Origin of the sequence: Luteimicrobium xylanilyticum (assembly GCF_009429125.1) — a bacterium.
Classification (GTDB): Bacteria; Actinomycetota; Actinomycetes; order Actinomycetales; family Cellulomonadaceae; genus Luteimicrobium; species Luteimicrobium xylanilyticum.
This window is the reverse complement of sequence record NZ_CP045529.1, coordinates 1,125,293-1,146,993: the sequence shown is the minus strand read 5'-3', so window position 1 is coordinate 1,146,993 and position 21,701 is coordinate 1,125,293. Positions and strand designations below refer to the sequence as shown.

Below are 21,701 nucleotides of genomic sequence, written 5' to 3'. Positions count from 1 at the left end.
GTAGTACGGCCGCCCGCATACTTCGCGAAGTAGTACGGCGGCCGTACTACTTCGGCGGGGTGGGCGACGGGGTGGGAGGGACGGGGCCGGCCGCTCGCCGGCGCTGGGCGTCCTCGTAGAACGCGTAGAAGACGGCGTAGGGCTCGCCTTCGGGGTCGGGCTCGCGGTCGGCGTACTCCTGGAAGAGCGCCACGACGCGCTCGGTGAGCTCGGCGCGGCCGGCCTCGTCGAGGCGCACGCCCAGACGGACGAGCTGAGTCGACTCGGGGGGCGCCTCGCCGACCTCCTCGACGAACGCCTCGACCAGCACCGGGTACTGCGACGGGGGCATCGGTGTGAGCCACGAGCGCCCGGTCGCGAGGTACGGGACCTCGCGCGACCCCCGCGGGCCGCCGCGCTCGGGCAGAGCAGCCAGGAAGCCGCGCGCGACGAGCGTGCGGACGTGGTGCAGCATGCTGCCCGGGTTCCGCCCCAGCGCGTGCGCGATCTCCTTGTTGGTACGCGGCTCGTCGAGGCACAGCCGCAGGATGCGTAGGCGCAGTGCCGAGGCGAGGGCGCGCGCGTCGGCGTCGGGGTCCGGGTCGGGCTCCGGGACGGGACCGAGCCCGAGCGCTTTCCATGCCGCCGTCGTCATGCTCTCCATCCTACCGATTGACTTTTCCCAATCGGTGGAGCCACGATGATCCGGTGAGTACAGAGACCCCCCTCCGACGCCGCTCCCTCGCCCGGCACGCCGACTTCCGCGCGCTCTGGGCCGGCGACGCGTTCGGGCAGCTCGGCGCCCAGCTCGCCCTGCTCGCGATCCCGGTGCTCGCCGTGAACACCCTCGCTGCGACCGCCTGGGAGATGGGCGCGCTCACCGCCGCGGAGTCGGCGGCGTTCCTCCTCATCGGCCTGCCCGCCGGCGCGTGGGTCGACCGCCTGCGCAAGCGGCGCGTGCTCATCGGTGCGGATCTGGTCCGCGCCACCGTCCTCGGCGTCGTGGTCGCGTGCGCGCTCACGGGCGTCCTGACGATGCCGATCCTCTACGCCGCGGCCCTCGTCATGAGCTGCGCCACCGTGTTCTTCGACGTCGCGCACCAGAGCTACGTGCCCTCGCTCGTCGGGCTCGACCACGTCGTCGAAGGGAACGCCAAGCTCCAGGCCACCGCGTCGGTCGCCCAGGTCGCCGGGCCCGCGCTCGGCGGCCAGCTCCTCCGCTTCGTCTCGGCCGGCGCCGTCCTCGGGGTCAACGTCGTGACGTACCTGCTGTCCGTCGTGTTCGTGTCGCGGATCCGCGCCGTCGAGGAGCTGCCCCCACGCGAAGAGCGCAAGCCGATGCTCCACGAGATCCGCGAGGGGCTCGCGTTCGTGGTGCACCAGCCGCTGCTCGTGCGCATGGTCGCCTGCACGTCGATCGGGAACCTCGGCTGGTCCGTGATCAGCGCGCTCGAGACCCTGTTCGTCCTGCGCACGCTCGGGCTCAGCCCGGCCGCGCTCGGGACCGCGCTCTCGGCGGCGTCCGTCGGCGGCCTGCTCGGCGCGCTCGCCGGCGAGCGGGCGGCGCGACTCGTCGGCGAGGCCCGCCTGATCCCCGTGTCCGCCGTCGCGATGGTCGCCCCCGGCGTCCTCGTCCCTCTCGCGGGCGTCCTCCCCTGGCCGCCCGTCGTCAGCCTCGTCGTCGGCCTCGGGCTGACGTTCTTCGCGATGGTCGTCTACAACATCGCGACGGTGAGCTTCCGCCAACGCCTGTGCCCACCGCGCCTGCTCGGGCGCATGAACGCGTCCGTCCGGTTCATCGTCTGGGGCTCCATGCCGATCGGCGGCCTGCTGGGCGGCTGGCTCGGCGCGTGGCTCGGCGTCGTCCCCGCGATCTGGGTGGGGGTGGGCATCTCCGCTGCCTCGGCGCTGCCCGTCGTCCTGTCGCCCCTGCTCACGATGACGACGCTCCCCCGCTACCAGGAGGATCCGACCGACGCCACGGACCCTCAGAAGTCGTAGGTCGCGACGACCGGTGCGTGGTCGGAGAACCGCGCCTCGTAGCTCTCGGCACGGTCCACGTCGACGGACTTGGCGCGCGCAGCGAGTGCCGGCGTCGCGAGCTGGTAGTCGATCCGCCAGCCCGAGTCGTTGACGAAGGCCTGCCCGCGCCACGACCACCAGGTGTACGGCCCCTCGACGGCGCCCGCGAAGCGTCGGCCCAGGTCGACCCAGCCGAGGCCGTCGAACCAGCGGTCCAGGTACGCGCGCTCCTCGGGCAGGAAGCCCGCAGCCTTCTTGTTGCCGCGCCAGTTCTTGATGTCGGCCTCGTGGTGCGCGATGTTGAGGTCCCCGGCGACGACCGCGAGCCGCTCCGGGTCCACGACCAGCTCGCCGAGCCGGGCGGTGACCTTCTCGAGGTAGGCGTACTTCTCGTCCATCTTCGGCGTCCCCGCCGTGCCCGAGTGGACGTAGGCCGAGACGAAGGTCACGACCTCCGCACAACCCGGGACCTCCACGTCGACCTCGACCCAGCGGCCCGTGTCGACGGGCGGCTCGGCGGCCCCGGCCGGGTGCAGGTGCTCGAGCCCCACCCGCACGGCCGACACCGGGAGCCGGGACAGCACCGCGACCCCGGCGCGGCCCTTGAGGTCGCTCGCCTGGTGGGCGACGTGCCAGCCCTCGGGGAAGAACCCGTCGAGGATCTCGTCGGTGGCGCGGACCTCCTGCAGGAGCAGCACGTCCGGCGCGCGGTCGGCGACCCAGTCGAGCATGCCGCGCTTCACGGCGGCACGGATTCCGTTGACGTTCACGGTGGCGATGGTGAGCACACCACGATCATCGCCGACGGGTCCGACAACTCCCGCATCACGAGCCGAGCGCGGCCCCGGGACGGAACCACGGGCGCACCCACCACGGCACCGTCCGCGGGGCCGCGGCGAGCGACGACGCGCCGGCCAGGATCGCCGCGCCGGTCATGTCGAGTGCCGGCTCGTCCGTCTGCCAGGACCGCACGTCGTCGACGAAGCGGCTCCCCTTCCCGTCGAACCGGTCGAGGTGGTCCGACGCGCTGGTGCAGCGACGCATCCCGTCCTGGAACCCGCCCAGGCCGCCGTCGAAGTTGTCGGCCCCGTTGGGCCCGTTCACGACCGCCCCCACGGCGACGTCCCGGCCGCCGGTCAGCGACCCCGCAAGGTTGGCGACCTGGTGCTGGATGCACTGCGGGAACCGCGTGCCCACCCCGACCATCGCGGTGACACCCCACGGGTCACCGCCCATGAGCCACGTTCGGACGTCCGACGCGAACCCCGCGTAGCGCGTGTCGCCCGTCAGCCGCTGGTAGAGAGCAGCCGTCGTGATGAACCCGAAGGCGTGCGAGTTGGCGTCGAACTGGTCGATGTCGACCGGGGCACCGAAGAGGTCCTCGTGCGACGCCCGGACCCCGAGCCGGAGCTGGCGGCGCAGGTCCGCGGTGAGATCGGCCCGGTCGACGGCGACCGTCCGACCCGGCACCGTCCGGAGGGCGTCGGCGAGCGCGACGTCGGCGAGCGCGCCCACGTCGTACAGGTTCAGGGTGTCGTCGCCGGGCGCGGCGATGCGCTCCTTCGCGAAGCGGGCCGCGTCCGCGACGTAGGCTCCGCCGGGCTTGCCGAGCCGCTGGGCGGCCACGGCGATCTGCGCCGCGCCGAGCTGCATGTCGTCGCGCCACGTGTCCTCGGGGTAGAAGGCGTTCGGGAGCGCAGTGACGAGCGGGGTGGGCGGGTCGTCGACCGCCGCCAACGCGTAGAGGTCCTGCGCCTTCTTCAGCTCCCGCAGCGCCCTCGGCCGGTCCGTCCGCGCGTCCGCCTGCGCCGCGAGGGCGAAGGCCGCGCCGACCCGACCGACGAGGTTGGGGCTGATCTTCTGTCCCGCCCGGTTCGCCGCGAAGACGGGGCGGTGGGAGACGTAGCGGTCGAGCGGGCTGGTGTCCGTGTCGTCCGCCTGGGGCAGGCGGAACAGGTCGTGGTCGCCGTAGAACGTGCCGTCCTCGTTGCCGGACCCGATGCCGACCTGCAGGTACAGCACCCCGTGCCGGTCGTCCCACATCTTCGACAGCCAGCCGAGGCCGTAGCGTGCCTCCTGGCGCAGTGCGGCCGGGGCGGCCGACCCGAGGAGCTCGGAGCTGGTGTACAGCACGACGTCGGCGTAGGCGGCCGAGTGCGTGAACTTGAGATAGTCGCCCGCGTCGAACCAGCCGCCCTCGACGTCCACGGTCCCCCCGGACGGCGTGAGGTCGTGGTCGGTGATGACGTCGGAGTCCTCCTCCATGTCCGGCCATGCGTAGACCTGCGCCGAGCGGTCCGTGAGGTGCGACGCGGACCGCGGCAGCACGGTCCGCGCGAGATCGTCACCGTCGCGCTGGAGCCGGTCGAAGGCCACCCCCTTCGTCACGAGCTCACGGAAGACGTCGTCGCTCCGGGTGACCGGGAACCAGCCGGAGGTCACACCGGCTCCTCGGACGACCACCCGGTAGGTGCCGGGCGACCGTAGCGCGGTCAGGTCGAGTCTCTGCACCGCCCGGTACCGGCTGTTCCAGGCGCCGTCGGACGCGGGGACCGTCCCACGCAGCCGCACGCGGCCCGACCGGTCCTCCACGACGAAGCCCTGACCCGAGAGCGCGTGCGAGGACATCAGGGTCGCCGTCTTGCGCTCGCCCGCGAGGTAGCCCTGCTGGTTGACCCGGACCACGCCGTCGACGGCGGCGCTCGCGCTCGCGCTCGCACCGGCGACCGCGGGTGTCAGGCCGACGCCGAGCCCGCACGCGAGCACCGCCCCGGTGAGGCGCCGGACGGCCCGACGGCGCGCCGTCGGCGTTGCGACGACGCTCCCGTCCCGCTCCGCGCCTCGCGTGGACACTCTCCGCCTGGTCACCATCGCAGCCTCCTCCGTCGCCCTCGGGCGTCAATAGACAGGATTCCTGTCTATTGACTTCCCTCCGAGTCTGCCCGAACGCACAGGTCCACCACAAGAGGTCCACCCGAACACGTCGCTCGGACGACGAGGCGGGACCGGGCTACGGCACGACCGGACCGGCGGCGCGCTCGGCCGCCGCGCGCTCGACGGCGGCCTCGGCGCCGCGGCCGAGCCGGTCGAGGACGTCCGCGAGCTCGAGGCGCGTCACGGCCTCGCCGTCCGCCTCGCCCGCCGCGGCGAACTGGTCGGCCGCGGACCGGTAGACGGCGGCCGCCTCGTCCTCGCGCGTCGCCTCGAGCAGCGCCCGCCCCGCGAACAGGAGCGAGCCCCCGCCGCTGCGGGTGTCGCCCGCCGCGGCATACAGGTCGGACGCTGCGAGCGCGGCGGCGACGGCCTCGTCGAGGCGGTCGAGGACGACGAGGGACCGGGCCCGGGAGTCGGTGACGTCGGCCACGAGCCAGGAGGCGTCGTGGCGGCGCGCGAGGTCGAGCACCTCGTCGAGGTCCCGCAGACCCGCCGGGTCGCCGTCGGCGCACCGCGCACGCCCGAGCAGGTGCAGGACGTCGACGAGCAGGCCGAGCTGCTCGGCCTCGCGCGCCTGGACCACCGCCGGCTCGAGCAGCTCGACCGCGTCACGCGCGTACCCGGCCTGGAAGTGGAGCGTGCCGTTGGCGAGCCGCACCCGCGCCGCGCCGACCCCCGCGCCGTCCTCCTCGAACAGGTCGACCGCGCGCGACCAGGCGGATGCCGCGGCCCCGGGCTCGTCCGCATCGCGCGACGCGTGCCCGAGCGCCTCGAGCGTCTCGGCGCGCGCCGCGGGACGCGCCCCGTCGGCCTCCTCCTGCTCCAGCACGGTCTGCAGCACCTCGACGGCCTCCACGGACGCCCCGACGTCCGCGAGCTGCCGCCCGAGCGCATACCGCGCGCCGACGACGCGGGGAGACTCCGCGAGCTCCGCCTGCCGCACCGCGAGCCGCAGCCGCGCGACGGCCTCGTGCGGGCGCCCGAGGTCGCCGAGGATCGCGGCCCCGAGCATCGCGGCGTCGGTCGCACGCTCGCGAGCGCCGAGCGCGAGGTCCAGCTCGAGCGTCGCCGAGGCGTCGGCCACCGCCCGGTCGAAGTCCCCCGCACCGGCGCGCAGACGGGCCCGCAGGCGGTGCGCGTCGGCGAGCCGGGCACGGTTGCTCCCGGGCGCGGCGTGCAGCGACGCGACGAGCTCGTCCAGCGCGGCGAGCGCCTGCTCGGGACCCGACGGTGCTTCGACACCCGGCCGGCCCGGCGCGTCCGGCTCGGCCGGCGTGGTCTGCGCGAGCGAGAGCGCCAGGACGAACGTCGCACCCTCCCACAGCTCGTCGACACGCTCCGCGCCACGCGGCGCGACGACAGCAGCACGACGCGCCGCCGCGACGACCTGCGGGCCCAGGACCGCCGCGTCGCCGCCGTCCTCGGCCGACCGGCCCAGCAGGACGGCGAGCGTGAGCGACGCGTCGGCGGCCGCGGCCGGTTCCCCGGCCTCCTGGGCCGCCTGCGCCTCGGCCTCGAGCCGGGCCGCGTCGTCGGGCACGGCCGTCCCGAACAGCACCAGGCCCAGCCGCTCCTCGAGGTCCGCCTGGTACGCCTGGCCCGACGCCCGCAGCGATGCGATCCGGTCGGCGAGCACGAGCCGGGCGTCGTCGTGGCGATCGGCGCCCACGAGGATCCCGAGCTGCGTGCCGAGGAGAGCGGCGCGCGTCCGGTCGTCGGCGCTCGCGAGGCCGCGGTCGACGGCGGCGAGGGCTCCGACCACGTCCCCGACGATCGCCCGCTCGCGCGCACGCACGCCCCAGCCGCGCGCGTCCACGGGGTCGGGGTCCGGCACGGCGACCGGGGCGGGCGTGGGGGCGTCGGTCTCGACCGGCACGTCGTACCGCTCGTCCGCGAGCGCCCGGAACCCGGCCAGCCGGCCGGCGAAGTGGGCGTTGCCGTTGCGGGCGTCGAACGCACCGGCGACGCGGGCGGCCGCGTCCCAGGCCCGCGGCGCGAGCTCGGCCGCGGTCCAGCGGCCCTCGTGCTCCCCCACGAACGGCGCGAGCTCCGGGCCGTCCGAACCCCGGACCGGGGCGTCCCCGTGCCCGGCCGCCGTGACCGCGTCGAGGAGCAGCGCCGCGGACGCGAGCGCCTCGAAGTGCTCGAGCGCGTTGAGCCCGTCGTGCCCGAACCACGGCAGGTGCCGCTCGAGCATCGACAGGCCGCGAGCCTCGTTGCCGGTGACCGCGCAGAACGCGAGGTGCCGCGCGACGATGCCGAGGTTGCCGGCGTTCCCCCGCGCGTCCCGGTAGCTGCGCAGGTGCGCGGCGCGCGCGTCGTCGAACCGGCCCGCCCGCAGCATGGGGACGAGCGCCTGCGACAGGGCCCGCTCGGGCTCCTCGCCGCACGCGTAGCCCTCGGCGACCATCTCGTCGTACAGGCGAAGCGCCTCGTCCTCGCGTCCGACGGCGGCGAGCCAGTCCGCGGTCTCGGAGCGCACGCACGCGTCGCAGTGGCTGTACTCGTCGTCGGGGGTGACCTGCAGCTCGGCGTACGCGGCCTCGGCCTCGTCGGCCCAGCCGTTCGCCGCGGCCGCGCCGAACCGGGCCATGACGACGCCGCTGCGCCCCACGCCGGCCCGGTCGTACCGCTGCGCCATGTCGTCGAGCACCGCGTGGATCTGCTCGGCCGGGAAGACGGGGTTGAGCGAGAGCGCGCCCGACATCCACTTGTAGTGCCACAGCAGGTCCCCGCCGATCTCGGGGCCCGACGTCGGGAAGCGCTCGGGGTCGCGGTCGTGCATGCCCACGCACCACGCGAACGACGACAGCACCGTGTCGGTGTCCCCCGTCATGTTCGCCGACGCGGTGAGCCGCATCCGGGCCCGGTACTCCCGGACCTCGTCCTCCCCCTCGACCGCGAGCGCGAGCGCCTGGTCCAGCAGGGCCCGCTCGTGCGGACCGAACGGCGTCTGGTCGACCTCCTCGAGCAGGGCGTCGATGCGGCGGCCGGCGGCCTGGGCGTCGGGGGCGTGCGTCGTCATGGTGCGGTCGTTCCTTCGGTGCGGTGCGTCGTGGGCGTCGAGTGCGTCGTGGGGCGGGTCCGGGTCAGCGGGCGGCGCTGAGCTGGACGAGGTCGGTGAGAGCGCCGGTGAGGAGCGCCCGGTCGTCCGGCCGCAGCGGCCGGTGGCCGGCGAGCAGCGCCTGCACGTACAGGAGCTGGACGGTCCGGGCGAGGACGGCGTCGTCGTCGGTCGCGGCGAGGGTGCGGACGAGCGGGCTGGACCAGTTGAGGCACAGGCGCGGGCGGGCGGGCCCGGACGGGGTCGCGCCGCCCGGAGCGGCCTCGGACGCCTTGCCGAGCACGCCGGCCCACAGGGCCGGAGCGACGCGCCGGGCGGCCCCGCGGTCGAGCGCGCGGAGCGCGTCGCGCCCGGCCAGGTACAGCGCGGGCACGTCCGCGGGCTCGTACCGGCGCACGACGACGTCGCAGCCGACGGCGTCCAGGACGGTCCCCGCGCGGTCCTCGAGCCGGGCGACGGTGGCGCGGTCGTCGAGCGGGGGCACGTCCAGCGCGTCGAGCGCGTCCTCGACCGTCGCGCGCGCCACGCGGACACCGTCGAAGACGTCGGGCAGGCGGCGCACCACGTCGGCGTCGTGGACGTAGCCGCCGTTGACGACGGGCCGGTCCGGCGGCGCGAGCGCGGCGACCTGACGGAACTCGTCGACGGTCTCGGTGTAGCGGACCTCGGGGTACCGCGTCACGAGCTCGTCGACCGTGAGCACACCCACCGACGTCTCGAGCCGCAGCCACCGCAGCACGAACGACGCGAGCTCGTCGTCGTGCACGACGAGGCCCTTGAGCGACCGCTCGTGGACGGCGACGAACTCGGCGAGCCGTCCCGGACGGCGCAGCCCGAGCTCGAGCACCCACCGGCGCACGGCGGCACCGAGCTCGGCGCGCGTGAGCTCCAGCGCGTCGTCCTCGACGAGCGCCTCGCGCGAGGCCGTGGGCCGCAGGCCGGTCGTGTCGACGACCGCCCGCACGAAGAACGCCCAGTCGGGCAGCAGCCCGTCCCAGCGGTCGTCGAGGAGCATCCCGCCGAGGTGCACGACGCTCGCCTGCCGCGCCCCGGGCGGCGGTGCGAACGGCAGGACGTAGGCGGTGCCGCGCGTGCCCGTCGCCGGGACCGCGAGCTCGATCGTGTCGAACGGCTCGGCGCCGACGAGGTCGCGCCCGAACGCGCGCACCTGCTCGGCGAGGTCGGCCCGCCGCTCCCCCGTCGCCGCGAACACGGGCTCCTGCGTCACCGTGTCCCACGTGCCCTCGGGGCGTGCGACCCGGACCGTCACGTCGAGGAACCGCGCGTACGTGCGCGCGAGGCCGAGCGCGCCGTCGTGGTCGAGGAGGGCGACGTCGTCGGGCCGGGCGGCGAGCCGGACCTCGGTGCCGACCGGGATCCCCTCCGCCTCGGGGCCCGTCAGCTCGCGCACGGAGAACGTGCCGTCCGCGCTCCCCACCCACTCGACGGGTGCGTCGCCGCGCACGGACCGCGACCGGACGATGATCTCGTCGGTCACCATGAAGCAGCTCAGCAGGCCGATCCCGAACCGGCCGAGGAGCCCCTCGCGCGGCAGGTCGAGCAGGTCACGCTTGGAGCTGCGCCCGACGGTCGCCAGGAGGTCCCCGACCTCGGCCGCGGTCAGTCCCGCGCCGTCGTCGACGACGCGCAGCACCCCGCCCGGGCCGGCGGCCGGGTGGATGCGCACCTCCCACGGGCGTCCCGTGCCGTCGGGCTCGAGGTCGGCCCGGGCGTGGACGGCGTCGCGCGCGTTCTGGACGAGCTCGCGCAGGTACACGCGCGGCCCGGAGTACAGGTGCCGGCCGAGGAGGTCGACGACGCCACGGAGGTCGACCTGGAAGGGACGGGCGGAGGGCGGTGCGGTCTCGGTCATCGCCCTCGATCGTGCCAGACGTCGCCGACACGTCCGAACCCGGGGACGACGGCCGCGGGCCACGGCCGGACGTCGTGTCCGGCCGTGGCCCGCTCCCCTGTCTCACCCCGCCGCAGCGCCCCCCTGGGCGGGGTGGCCCGTCACCGGCGCACGGTGATCCGCACGCTCGGCGACGTGGCCTTCTCGACGTACTCCGACGACGGCGTGAAGACCGCCCGGACGGTGACGTCCTTCGTGTACGTCCGCGGCAGCGTGACGTCCACGCGGCCGTGGTCGTCCGCCTTGAGCCGGACGCTCTTGACGGTGTCACCGCCGACCCGGATCTCCACGGTCCCGGTCGGCCAGGAGCCGTTCGAGAGCTTCGTGACACGCACCTTGACCGTCGGGTGCGTCCCGGACCGGAACGACGACCCCGCCACGTCGACGGAGGTCGTGGCCTTGGCCACCCGGAACGGCGTGTGCGAGGGTCGCGACGCCGCGGCGTCGGTGGTGCTGGTCGCCCCGAGCACCGCGACGACGTTCCGGTACGTGCCGGGCTTGAGCTTCGACGACAGGGTCGCCGTCGCCCGGTAGCCCCAGCCGCTGCGCTCGACCTTGGCGTGGCCGAGCACGGTGGAGCCGCTGCGGAACGTGACCGTGCCGCTGGTGGCGCCGGTGACCCAGGCCGTCACCTTCGCGACCTTGGTCGAGCCGTAGACCTGCGACGGCTTCGAGAACGCCGGGACGCCCACCGCGGTGTGCGCCTTGGCGACCTTCACCCTGACCGTCTTGCTCGCGCTCGCCGCGTACACGTCGTCGCCGGCGTAGCGCGCCGTGTAGGCGTGCGTGCCGATCGCGACCGCGTCGAGGGTGAGCCGCGCCTTGTGGCCGACGATCGTGACCAGGCCGAGCGACGTCTTCCCGTCGAAGAACTCGACCGCGCCGGTCGCGTGCTTCGTGACGCTCGCGGTGAGCGTGACCGGGTTGCCGTACGCGACCTCGGTCGCCTTCGCGCTCAGGGTCACCGACGACGCCTTCTTCGCGTGCTCGACGACGACGTTCGTCATGGCCGAGGCCTGCGAGTCACGCCCGACGGCGAGGACCGGGTAGGTCCCGTCGTCGGCCTTGGCCGGGATCGTCTTCGTGGTGGTGAAGGAGCCGTCCTTGTCGGCCTTGACGCCCGGCTGGGCGGCGAGCGAGCGGGCCGTGGTGGCGACCGGCGTGGCGCTGAGCGTCACGTCGACCGTCTCGCCCGGCTCGAAGCCGGTGCCCTTGATCGTCACGGTGTCACCGGGGTGCACCTTCGCCGGGGTCACCGCGAGGGCCGCGTGGTACTCCGCCTTGACGACGACCTTCGTGGTCGCGACCACGCTCTTCTCGCCGTCGTCGACGGTCACCGAGACGGTGTAGGTGCCGGCCTGCGCGTAGGTGTGCGTGCCCGTCACCTTCCCGTCCGCTACCTCGGCGGTGTCGATCGGGGTCTCGTCGCCCCAGTTGACGGTGGCCGTGTCCTGGCCGCCGAGCCCGCCGGTCACCGTGGCGAGCGCCGCGGTGAACTCCTGGCCCGTGGCCTGCTGGGCGACGTCCGTACCCTCGGCCGCGAGGGCCTCGTGCGCGGTCCGCTTCCCGTCGGACGCGATCGCGACGACGTGGATCAGCCCGTCGCCCAGACCGTTCTCCTGGTCGGGCAGGGTGATCGACGCGACGGTCTTGCCCGCCGGGATGTCGACCGGTGCCGTCGAGAAGACCGCGGCGGCCTGGTTGTCGCCGGCGCCCGAGCCCTTGAGCCGGTCGTCGGACAGCGCCACGGCGATGTTCCCGAACTGCGGGTTCTTCGCCGCGCCGACCCAGTCACCGAAGTCGATCGCGAGGTCCTGCGTGCTGCCGTCGGTGAACGTCAGCGTCGCGGTGTCGTGCTGCGGGTCCTCGTTCGCGGTCCCGATCACCGACAGCTTCGTGGCGCCCGTGCCGAGGTCGAGCGCGATGCGCTGTCCCTTGGCGACGGCGGTGTCGGGCTTGCCCGCCGCGACCTTCGGGAGGTCGAAGGTCAGGTCGGTCCCCGGAACCGTGACGGTGGTGCCGGGCACGTAGCCCTTCGTCGCGAGCGACGCCGCGTCGAACGTGAACCCGTTCCCGTCGCAGTCGCCGCTGATCCCGGCGCCGAGCGTCGTGAAGCAGGTGATCGAGTACGCGCCGACCAGCGAGTCGTCGCGCGACACCGTGATCGTGACGGGCTCCGAGTCCTGCTTGTCACCCTGCTTCACCCAGACCCGCGCCGTGTAGACGCCGGCCTTGTCGAACGTGTGCGGCGCCGTGATCTGCAGCGCCCCGAGGCCCGACTTGGTGACCGTGGCGGGCTGCGGGCCCTTGCCGTCGAGGAAGTCGACGGTCGCGGTGAAGTCCTTCGGGTCGGACGAGGTGCCGCCGGTCACGGTCGCGTACGCGCCCGTGAACGAGGTCCCGACCTTGCCGGCGAGCTTCTTGCCCGGGTAGAGGGCGAACGTGTCGGACTGCACGGTCGTGTCGACGAGCAGCTCGAGCTCCGCGAGCGTCGGGGCCTTGCCGTCGCTCGTCGCGGTGACGTGGAGCCGGTACTGCGAGTACAGCGTCGGCTTCGCGACCGTGAACGGGCGCGTCTGGGTGGCCCAGGCGAACTTCTGGTCCGTCCGGGTGTCGAGCGTCGTCCAGCTCTCGCCGTCGTTGGAGCCCTCGAGGGTCCACGCCGTCGGGGTCGAGCCGTTCGCGCCGTTGGTGAGCGTGTACGACGCGACCGCCACGGGCCCGCTCGTCGACGACCACGTCACCGTGGGCGTCGCCGACGAGAACGTCACGGCGCTGCGGGAGTTGTCGTCCACGAGCGCGCTGAGGTCGGTGGCGGCGTCCGCGTCGTCGGTCGCAGCGGTGTCGCCGTACGACGGCTTCGTCGCGTCGACCTCCGGCGTGCGCACGCCGGTGTCGCTCGTGCGCTCGCCCCACGACGTCGGCGTGGCGCTCATGTCGAACGTGAGCGTGCCGCCGTCCTTGAGCGCGGACTCGTCGAGGTTCACCCCGTCGAGGGCCTTGCCGTTGAGGCTGACGGACTTCACGTACACGTTCTGCTTGCTGTTGTCCGGCGCCTCGATCTTGAGGTCGCCGCCCTTGAGGTGGACGGTGGCGTCGGAGTAGAGCGGCGAGCCGATCGTGTACTGGCCGGAGCCGAGCGCCAGCGGGTAGAAGCCGAGCGCGGAGAACACGTACCACGACGACATCTCGCCGTTGTCCTCGTCGCCCGGGTAGCCCTGGCCGATCTCGGAGCCCACGAACAGCCGCTGGGTGATCTCGCGGACCGCGGCCTGCGTCTTGGACGGCTCGCCGGCCGCCGCGTACAGGTACGGGATGTGGTGCGAGACCTGGTTGCTCATGCCGAGCTGGCCCATCCGGACGTCACGGGCCTCCTTGGCCTCGTGGATGCCGTAGGTGCCCTTCTCGGGGGTCGCGAAGAACGTGTCGAGCTTCTTCAGCAGCCCGTCCGTGCCGCCGTAGAGCGCGGCGAGGCCGTCGATGTCGTACGGCGCGTGGAACGCGAAGTTCCAGCCGTCGGTCTCGGTGTAGTCGCCGCCCCACTGGGTGGGGTCGTACGTCGACGGGTCCTTGGCGAACGTGCCGGCGGGCGTCTTGCCCTGGAAGAAGTTCACCGCCGGGTCGAACATGTTGACGTAGTTCGTGGCCCGCTTGGTGAAGTAGGAGGCCTCCTGCTGGAGCTCCGCGACGCGCGCCTTCGGCGTCTTGGGGTCGGCCGCCAGCTTCTCCGCCATCTTCCCGATCGCGAAGTCGTTGATGTAGCCCTCGAGGCCCCACGAGACGCTCTCGCCCGTGGCGTTCGACGTGTAGCCGATGAACTCGGACGTGTCGAGGCCCTTGCGGCCCACCGCGTTCGACGTCGGGAGGACGGTCGCGTTCTTCACGGCGGCGTCGTACGCCTCGAGCGCGAGGTCGGTCGGGATCGCGCCGGACAGGTACGACTCCGCGAACGACGCGTCGGAGCTCGTCCCCGTCATCAGGTCGGCGTAGCCCGGCGAGGACCAGCGGGCGATCCAGCCGCCGTCGCGGTACTGCTGGACGAAACCGTTCACGAGCTCGGTGGCGACGTCCGGGTAGAGGAACGAGTACAGCGGCCAGACGGTGCGGTACGTGTCCCAGAACCCGTTGTTGACGAAGATCTTCCCGTCGACGACCTTGGCGTTCGTCGCGGTGTCGGTGGCCGTGCCGCTCTTCGCCGAGACGGGGCTCGCGTACTGCCACTTCGCGTCGTCCGCGGTACCCGTGTTCTCCGACTGCGAGTTCGGGTACAGGTTGAGGCGGTACAGGTCGGAGTACAGGTTGACCTTCTGCACCTGGGTCGCCTTCGGGACGTCGATGACGCCCAGCCGGTCGTTCCACTGCTTCTGGGCGGCGCTGCGGACCTGGTCGAACGACTGGCCCGTGACCTCGAGGTCGAGGTTGTGCTTCGCCTGGTCGAGCGAGATGAACGACGTCGCGATCCGCAGCTCCACCGAGCTGTCGGACGACGTGTCGAACCGCGCGAACTGGGCGGTGGTGCGACCGGTCGCGGTGCCGACGGCGCTCGGGGCGCGGTCGAACTGCCCGTAGACGAACATGCGGCTCGCGCCCGCGGAGAGGCCGCTGCCGCCGTCGACCCAGCCGGTGACGGTGCCGTCCGCGGCGACCTTCAGCGAGGACGTGCCGGCCACCTGGTCGACGATCGCCGTGCCGCTCGCGGCGCCCGACGGGAAGGTGAAGCGGTACATGCCCGCGTGGTCGGACGGCGTGACCTGGGCCTGGATCCCGTCGGTGAACTTCACCGAGTAGAGGTCGGGCTGGGCGGTCTCGTCGTCGTGGGAGAACTCGAGCCCGCGCGCCGACAGGCCGGCGTCGGGGGTCCCGGTCGCGAGCGACGGCATGATCGCGAGCTGGTCGCGGTCACCCATCCAGGGGCTCGGCTCGTGCGAGATGCCGATGGCCTGCAGGACGGGCAGGTTCTTGGAGTCGTTGCTCGACGCGTAGTTGTAGAGCCAGCTCTGCGAGCTCGCGTCGGTCATCGGGGTGAAGAAGTTGAACCCGTTCGGGACCGCCGTCGCCGGGATGTTGTTCCCGCGCGAGAAGCTCCCGCTCGCGTTGGTGCCGCGGCGGGTGTCGACGTAGTTCGTGCGGCTCGAGCCGTCGATCGTGGTCGCGTGCTGGACCGCCACGTCGTCGAGCCAGCCCGAGAACGTCGTCTTGGCCGACCCGCCCGGGTTGTCGTACGAGAGCAGGATCTTGGTGATGTGGTGGCCCGCGAGCGACGACAGGTCGACGCGCACCTTGTTCCACTGGTCCGCGTACAGGGCCTTCTCGCTGCCCTGGTCCTTGGCGTCCGCGCCGAAGCCGTACTGGTCGCTGAGACCCTTGGCGGACATCAGGGTGCCGTCGTCGAGCTGGAGGTCCACGGCGACGTAGGTCGACGGGTACTCGAGGTCGCTCGGGTTCATCGTCGGGAAGACGGCGTAGGACAGCTCGCTGTCCGCCCCGACGGGGATGTCGACATCGGAGTAGATCGTGTCGGTCGAGGACGCCTTGCCGTCGGCGAGGTGCGAGCCCGAGTAGTGCAGGGCCTGCGTGCCGCTGAAGCCGGCGTTCGTCTTCGCCGTCGGCGCCGAGACGGGCCCGGACCCGATCTCGGTCCGCATCGGGCCGGCGGGCGTCGGGGTGTCGGAGCCGTCCTGGATGTCCCAGTCGGCGAGCTGGATGAGGCTGTCGCCGTTGTTCTGGGTGATGTTCAGCCGGTAGAAGGTGTACGCGCCCGGCTTCGCGACCGTGTAGGTGTTGGTCACGTACCGGTCGGAGAACGTCTGGTCCTTCTGGGTGTCGATGTCGACCCAGGTCTTGCCGTCGGTCGAGCCCTGGACCGTCCACGCCTTGGGGTCGCGGCCCGACGAGTCGTTGGCCGACGTGAGCGTGTACTGCTTGACGGTCTGGGCGGCGTCGAGCTGGTACTGCAGCCAGCCGGTGCTCGCCTTCACGAGCCACTTGGTGGAGCTGTCGGCGTCGGCGGCCTTGACGGCCGTCTCCGACGGCGGGTTCTCGCCCGACGCCGTGACGCCGGTGACGTGCGGGAGGAGGCTCCCGTTCGCGTAGCGCGCGCCGGTGACGTTGACGGGGTCGCTGAACGCGGTGCTGAGCAGCGGTGCGGCGTCGCTCTTCTCGAACGACGACGCGAACGTGCCTCCCGCGGGGGCGTCGTCGGCGTGGGCGGCGGGCGCGACCAGGCCGCCGAGCGTGGCGATCAGTGCGGCGCTGACCGCGCCGACCGTGCCGACGCGCGCGGCCGAGGCCGCTCGTCTCCGGGTGCGGCCGGGCGGCCGCCCGGCATCGCTGAACTGCAGGCTCATCCTCGACTCCTGGGGTTCGTCGTCCATGACGTTCGATCCGGGCGCGGCCCCGCGTGGGCAGCGCTGTCTGACATCGCTGTCAGTCAAGCCAGACAGTAGACAGCCCGAGAGGAGGTGTCAACAGGGACGAGCCGATCGGAGGGACGACGGTGGCGAGACCGGACGAAGCAGCTCAGGAGGCGCGCGTACGCGGCGCTCGCTCGCCCGACCCGCGGGCGACGAGACGCGTGGGCAGGACCCACGTCTGCGGGTCGTCGACGCGACGCCCCTCGCGCGCCAGCAGCGCGCGGGCGGCCTGCCGCCCGATCTCCGCAGGGTCGTACGACACCGTCGTCACCCCGAGCAGGTCGGCGAGGTCGAAGTCGTCGAAGCCGACGAGCGCGAGGTCGGGCGCGACCTCGGCCATCGCGTGCAGGACACCCGTGGTGATGCGGTTGTTCGACGAGAACACGGCGGTCACGTCCGGGTCGTCGGCGAGCAGCGCCTTGACCGTCTCGGCTGCGGACTCGGCGTCGTGGGCACCCTCGCGCACCAGGCCGCGCCAGTCCGTCACGCCGGCCGCCTCCATCGCGTCGCCGAAGGCGCGCTGCCGCTCGCGCTGCGGGTGCAGGCGCGCGTAGTCGCCCACGTACGCGATGCGACGGTGGCCCGCGGCCAGGAGGTGCTCGACGGCGGCCCGCGTGCCCCCGTAGTTGTCCAGGAGGAAGGCGTCCGCGTCCATGCCCGACGGCGGACGGTCGACGAAGACGATCGGCACACCGCGCTCCTGCACGTCGACGAACGCGGCGTGCGACGTCAGGGTCGAGGTCAGGATGATGCCGCGGACCCGGCTGAGCGCGAGCTGGTCCACGAGCACGGCCTCGGCGTCGGGGTCCTCGTCGGAGCTCGCGATGGTGAGCTGGAGCCCGAGCCCGCGGACCTCCTGCTCGACGCCCTTCGCCATGACCGAGTAGAAGGGGTTCGCGAGGTCGCCCGTGATGAACGCGACGACGCCGGGCACGACCCCGCGCTTGAGCAGGCTCGCCATCGGGTTGAGGCGGAAGCCGAGCTCGTCGGCGACGCCGAGGACGCGCTCTCGGGTCTGCTCGGCGACGTAGCGCTCGCCGTTCATGACCCGGGAGGCGGTCTTGAGGCTCACACCGGCGCGTTCTGCCACGTCGGCGAGCGTGGGGCGACGCCCCGTGCCCGCCACGGTGTTCGTGTCGTCGTGCTGGTTCGTCCTCACACCGCTCTCGGTGCCGTCCGCGCCCATGAGCCCTGCCTCTCCCGCGCTCCCGATGGTCGCGCCAGCCTACCGCCTCGGACTGCGGCGTATCGAAACGCGGTGCATCCGCTGCCACCCGGACTCGCCGGGAGTGCTGTGCGCGCGAGACGTTGACGCACCACGAGTGTCGACCTAAGGTTTCAAACCGGTTTGGTTCAAACCGGTTTGAACGAGAGGGAGACTGTGCTTCGCATCCGGGGTCAGGTCCAGACGTACCCATGGGGCTCGAAGGTCGCGCTCCCCCGGTTGCTCGGGGTCAGCCCGGACGGGCGGCCCGTGGCCGAGATCTGGTACGGCGCTCACCCTGCCGCACCGTCGACGGTGCTGGACCCGGCCGGTGAGCCAGACGCCACGTTGGACCGCGTCCTCACGCGCCACCCGATGAGCCTCCTCGGCGAAGAGGCGGTCACCCGGCACGGTGCGACCATGCCGTTCCTCGTCAAGCTCCTCGCTGCGGCTCACCCGCTCTCGCTGCAGGTCCACCCTGACGAGGCGACCGCCCGGGCCGGGTTCACCCGAGAAGAGGCGCTCGGAGTCGCCCCGGCCGATCGCAGCTACCGGGACCCGCACGCCAAGCCGGAGACGCTCATCGCCCTGGAGCCCACGCGCGCACTGGCGGGCTTCCGCCGACCCGAGCACGCCGCGGCCGACCTGGCACGCCTGGTTGCCTCGCCGGACGAACCGCTCGCCGACGTCGTGGAGGCTCTCCGGGGGCCAGGTCCGGCCCATCGACGCGTCGAGGCCGGCCTGCGCGGGCTGCTCGCGCTCGACCCCCGAAACCTCACGGAGGTGCTCGACCGGCTGGCGGACCGCACCGGCGCACCCGGTCGGCCCGTCCGCTGGGGCGACCACCACCTGGCGATCGCCCGGGAGGTCGCGACAGCCTTCCCCGGCGACCAGGGAGTGCTCTCGACCGTCCTGCTCAACGCCGTGTCGCTCGCCGAGGGCGAGGCGCTCGACATCGGTGCGGGAATCGTCCACTGCTACGTCCAGGGCACCGGGCTGGAAGTGATGGGCGCCTCCGACAACGTGCTGCGCGCGGGACTGACGGACAAGCGCGTCGACGTGCCCGAGCTGTTGCGGGTCGTCGACCTCGAGCCCACGCTCCCGCAGGTCGTGCGCCCGACGTCGCACGACGAGCCCGGTGCGCGGATCCAGGACTACGCGACCGCCTCGAGCTCGTACCACGTGCAGGTCGTCGAACCGCACGGCGTGTGGACGACTCCGGGGGCGACCGGGCCTCGGACGGTGGTCGTCCTGTCCGGCCGGGTGCGCGCGACCGGCGGCACCACCAGCGACGGTGACGTCGCCGCTCTCAGGCCGGGCGACGCGGTCGTGGTCGAGCACGGCGCTGCCCTCACGCTCGAGCCCGCGGCGCCGGGCGTCCCCCGCGTCGCCGTCGTCGGTCTGCCCCGACGACGGCACGGGGCGGCACCCGGCGCCGACCCTCAGCGCACGGCCTTCGAAGCCGCCGGGGCATACGCAGAGATCCGGAAGATCGAGTAGGCGTACTTCGTCGTCCTGCTCGTCCCCTCCACCTTGACGTACCTGCCGGCAGTTCCGGCGGGCAGCGCGATCGTGCGCGTCTCGCCGCTCGCGCCGTCGGCCACGGTGGCGACCGTCCTCCAGGTCGTGCCGTCGTCGGACACCGCGACGGTGTACTCCTTCGCCGCGGCGGTCTCCCAGGCCACCTGGACCGAGCCGAGCGCCCGCGCCCGGCCGAGGTCCACCGACGCCCACTGCGGGTCGGCGGTCTTCGACTCCCACCGGGTGGCGTCGGAGCCGTCGGTGAGGTTGCTCGCGACGTTGACCGTGTTCTGGGTGCTGCTGACCTGCACGTCCCCTCCGAGCGCGAGGTCGGCGTCGCGGACCTCGACCGTGCTGACACCGGGGGTCCGCCGAGGACTCGGCGCGTCGATCCGGAGCCGCACGAACCGCGCGGTCGTCGGGTCGAACGTCACCGCCTGGGCCGAGCCCGCCGGGCGACCGGTCCAGGCCGTGCTCCAGGTCGACCCGTCCGTCGACGTGAGCACCGTGGCGCGCTCGGGCCGGGCGCTCCACCGAACCGCGACGGATGAGATCCGTCGCGCGGACCCGAGGTCGAGGTCGAGCGTCGCGTTGCCGCGCGAGCGCCAGGCGGTGCGCTCCGAACCGTCGACCGCGGCCGCCGGGGACGACCCGCGCAGCGTCCCGGTGGCGGTGGCCGAGGCGGTCGCTGCGACGTCGCGGCTCGGCATCGTGTCATAGCCGACCGCGATGCCGTTCACGAGGGTCCGACCGTGGGCGCGGGTCACCGAGCCGCCGGCGGGCCCCTCGACGAGCACGACGGAGCCCCCCGCGGGGACCGTGACCGTGGTGCGGCCACGAGCTGCGCGGGCGAGGACGCGGTCGCTGACCGCGTCGTAGAGCAGGTGCCGCCCCTGCAGGCTGACGAGGACGTGCGCCGGAGCGGTCCCGGGGTTGTAGTACAGCGACGTCGGGTAGCGGTTGTCGCCGAAGAAGTCGAGCTTGTCGAGGTCGGTCCGGTAGACGTCCCGGACGTTCGTCGGGGTGACCGTCGACCCGAGGAAGCCGACCCAGCTCGACCCGTAGAGCCCGAGGCTGCGGGCGTCGTCGCCGACGCCCCACTTCGAGCTGCGCTCGGGGATGTCACCGCGCGCCTGGATCCCGTCCACGCCCGTACGCATGATCCCCTCGTAGGCGATGACCGACTCGGGCGCCTGGGTGAACAATCCCGCATAGTACTGCTGAGTTGCGGGCATCTGGTCGGCGTAGAAGTAGCGGGCCGAGTTTTCCACGTTGAGCAGCCACCGACCGACGGTGTCCGCGTAGCGCGCGTCGTACTTGGCCGTCGCAGCCATGAGCGGCGTCGCGAAGCTGTTCATGGCGAAGACGTAGCCTCCGCTGTCGGTCCGGCTGCCCACGAGCCCGGCGACCGACTTGGGATCGTCGGTGCCCCACGTCCCGGCGTCGGCGCCGACGGTGCCCCAGCCCGACCGGGTGGACGATCCCTGCATCAGCCAGGAGAAGTACTTCGAGACGTCGTAGTCCGACCCGGTCTCCGCGTTGAGCCGCGCGGCCAGGTAGGGAGCGAGCTCGGGCAGCACCTCGTAGAACAGGTCCTGGGACGAGGACTCGAGGTAGTTCATGGCCCCCTCGGCGGCCCGCAGGTAGCGGGCGTCGCCGAACTTGCTGTGAGCCCACAGGAGGATCGCGACGGCGCCGGCCGCGGCCTCCCCGCCCTCGTTACGGCCGGAGACGGTGGTGTTGGTCGCCCAGTCGTAGTCCCGCATGGTGAGGTCGGCGTGGTCGCCGCCCTGGCTCTCGACCATCGTGGCGTAGTGGTCGGCGATGCTGCGGAGCATCGTCGACATGTCGGTCGCGTGCGGGTAGAGCGAGCCCAGCATGTAGTAGAGGACGTTCGCCGTGGTCGTGTACCAGATGCTCCCGGAGCCCGGGGCGTCCGACGCAGCGCTCGGGGTGTTGCGTGCCACGCCGAGGTCGGAGTCGTAGAAGGCACGGAGCTGGTCGACGTAGTTGCAGGTCGTACCGCCTGGCGCGTTGCACCGCTGGGACGACTTGTCGATGCCGACGAGCGAGGCGCCGACGACCGAGGCGATCTCGTTGACCGCCTCCTCGTCTCCGTCCCCCGTGGTGCCCGGCTGCACGCGCGCATCGCCGTAGTAGGACGGCATCTTGAACGTGTCGTTCGCGGCGTCGACAGAGATCGTCGTGTAGACGCCGCGGTCGGTCCAGTCGTAGACGTGCGCGTCGTAGTCACGCGCACGCTGGGCGTAGTCGAACGGGGCGCCCGCGGTGGTGGTCGGGAAGTCCTCGATCCCGACCACGGCCACCTGCTGCTGCGGGTGACCTCCGACCCTCCCCGGGGGCGGCGACGCGGTCGCCGGCAGCGCGGCGGTCATCACGAGGGCGGCGCCGAGGACAGGGACGAGCGTGCGGGCTGAGCGGGCGCGGCGTTGCATCCGGAGGACTCCTTCGTCGGGGACGGCTGGTGCGCGAGCCGCACTGCCGAAACGTTTCGCCCTTGACGCTAGCGCGCGTCGAGGACCTGGTCAACGGGCGGGTGGACGGGTAATCGGCGCACGTCCACGAACGACCGTTCGGGCACGAGCACCGTGCCCTTCGTCCGCCTGGACCGTGCCGCAGGGATCCCGGACG

10 protein-coding genes are annotated in these 21,701 nt (G+C 73.0%); 2 read left to right on the top strand and 8 right to left on the bottom strand.

The window, feature by feature from the left end:
• Window positions 1–46 precede the first annotated feature (46 nt).
• Window positions 47–634, bottom strand: a complete 588-nt coding sequence (locus KDY119_RS04865) for a helix-turn-helix domain-containing protein (RefSeq protein WP_051136776.1) — start codon at window positions 632–634, stop codon at window positions 47–49.
• 53 nt (window positions 635–687) lie between these two features.
• Here KDY119_RS04865 and KDY119_RS04860 point away from each other — a divergent pair, with 53 nt between their 5' ends.
• Window positions 688–1,980, top strand: a complete 1,293-nt coding sequence (locus KDY119_RS04860) for an MFS transporter (RefSeq protein WP_036952249.1) — start codon at window positions 688–690, stop codon at window positions 1,978–1,980.
• Here the strand turns inward: KDY119_RS04860 and KDY119_RS04855 are convergent.
• The 6 genes from KDY119_RS04855 to KDY119_RS04830 all read right to left on the bottom strand — a co-directional run bounded on the left by KDY119_RS04855 (window position 1,968) and on the right by KDY119_RS04830 (window position 17,510).
• Window positions 1,968–2,789, bottom strand: coding sequence for an exodeoxyribonuclease III (locus KDY119_RS04855; protein ID WP_036952252.1), 822 nt, complete (start codon window positions 2,787–2,789; stop codon window positions 1,968–1,970). The genes KDY119_RS04860 and KDY119_RS04855 overlap by 13 nt on opposite strands.
• Window positions 2,790–2,826: 37 nt before the next feature.
• Complete coding sequence (locus KDY119_RS04850; RefSeq protein WP_194174341.1) at window positions 2,827–4,869, bottom strand: glycoside hydrolase family 9 protein; 2,043 nt, start codon at window positions 4,867–4,869, stop codon at window positions 2,827–2,829.
• 142 nt (window positions 4,870–5,011) lie between these two features.
• Entirely contained in the window at window positions 5,012–7,960 is a 2,949-nt protein-coding gene (locus KDY119_RS04845; RefSeq protein WP_153022007.1) for a hypothetical protein, read from the bottom strand.
• Between the two features lie 64 nt (window positions 7,961–8,024).
• Window positions 8,025–9,872, bottom strand: a complete 1,848-nt coding sequence (locus KDY119_RS04840) for an HSP90 family protein (protein WP_153022006.1) — start codon at window positions 9,870–9,872, stop codon at window positions 8,025–8,027.
• 140 nt (window positions 9,873–10,012) lie between these two features.
• The gene (locus KDY119_RS04835) at window positions 10,013–16,258 is read right to left on the bottom strand and encodes a GH92 family glycosyl hydrolase (RefSeq protein WP_148284220.1); all 6,246 of its coding nucleotides are present in this window, start codon (window positions 16,256–16,258) and stop codon (window positions 10,013–10,015) included.
• A 172-nt stretch (window positions 16,259–16,430) separates the two neighbouring features.
• Window positions 16,431–17,510 carry a LacI family DNA-binding transcriptional regulator gene (locus tag KDY119_RS04830; protein WP_083890964.1) on the bottom strand — a complete coding sequence of 360 codons (1,080 nt, stop codon included), beginning with the start codon at window positions 17,508–17,510 and terminating at the stop codon, window positions 16,431–16,433.
• A 195-nt stretch (window positions 17,511–17,705) separates the two neighbouring features.
• Here KDY119_RS04830 and manA point away from each other — a divergent pair, with 195 nt between their 5' ends.
• Window positions 17,706–19,028 carry a mannose-6-phosphate isomerase, class I gene (manA, locus tag KDY119_RS04825; RefSeq protein WP_051136728.1) on the top strand — a complete coding sequence of 441 codons (1,323 nt, stop codon included), beginning with the start codon at window positions 17,706–17,708 and terminating at the stop codon, window positions 19,026–19,028.
• Here manA and KDY119_RS04820 read toward each other — a convergent pair.
• Window positions 18,971–21,505, bottom strand: coding sequence for a discoidin domain-containing protein (locus tag KDY119_RS04820; RefSeq protein ID WP_036952259.1), 2,535 nt, complete (start codon window positions 21,503–21,505; stop codon window positions 18,971–18,973). The genes manA and KDY119_RS04820 overlap by 58 nt on opposite strands.
• Window positions 21,506–21,701 lie beyond the last annotated feature (196 nt).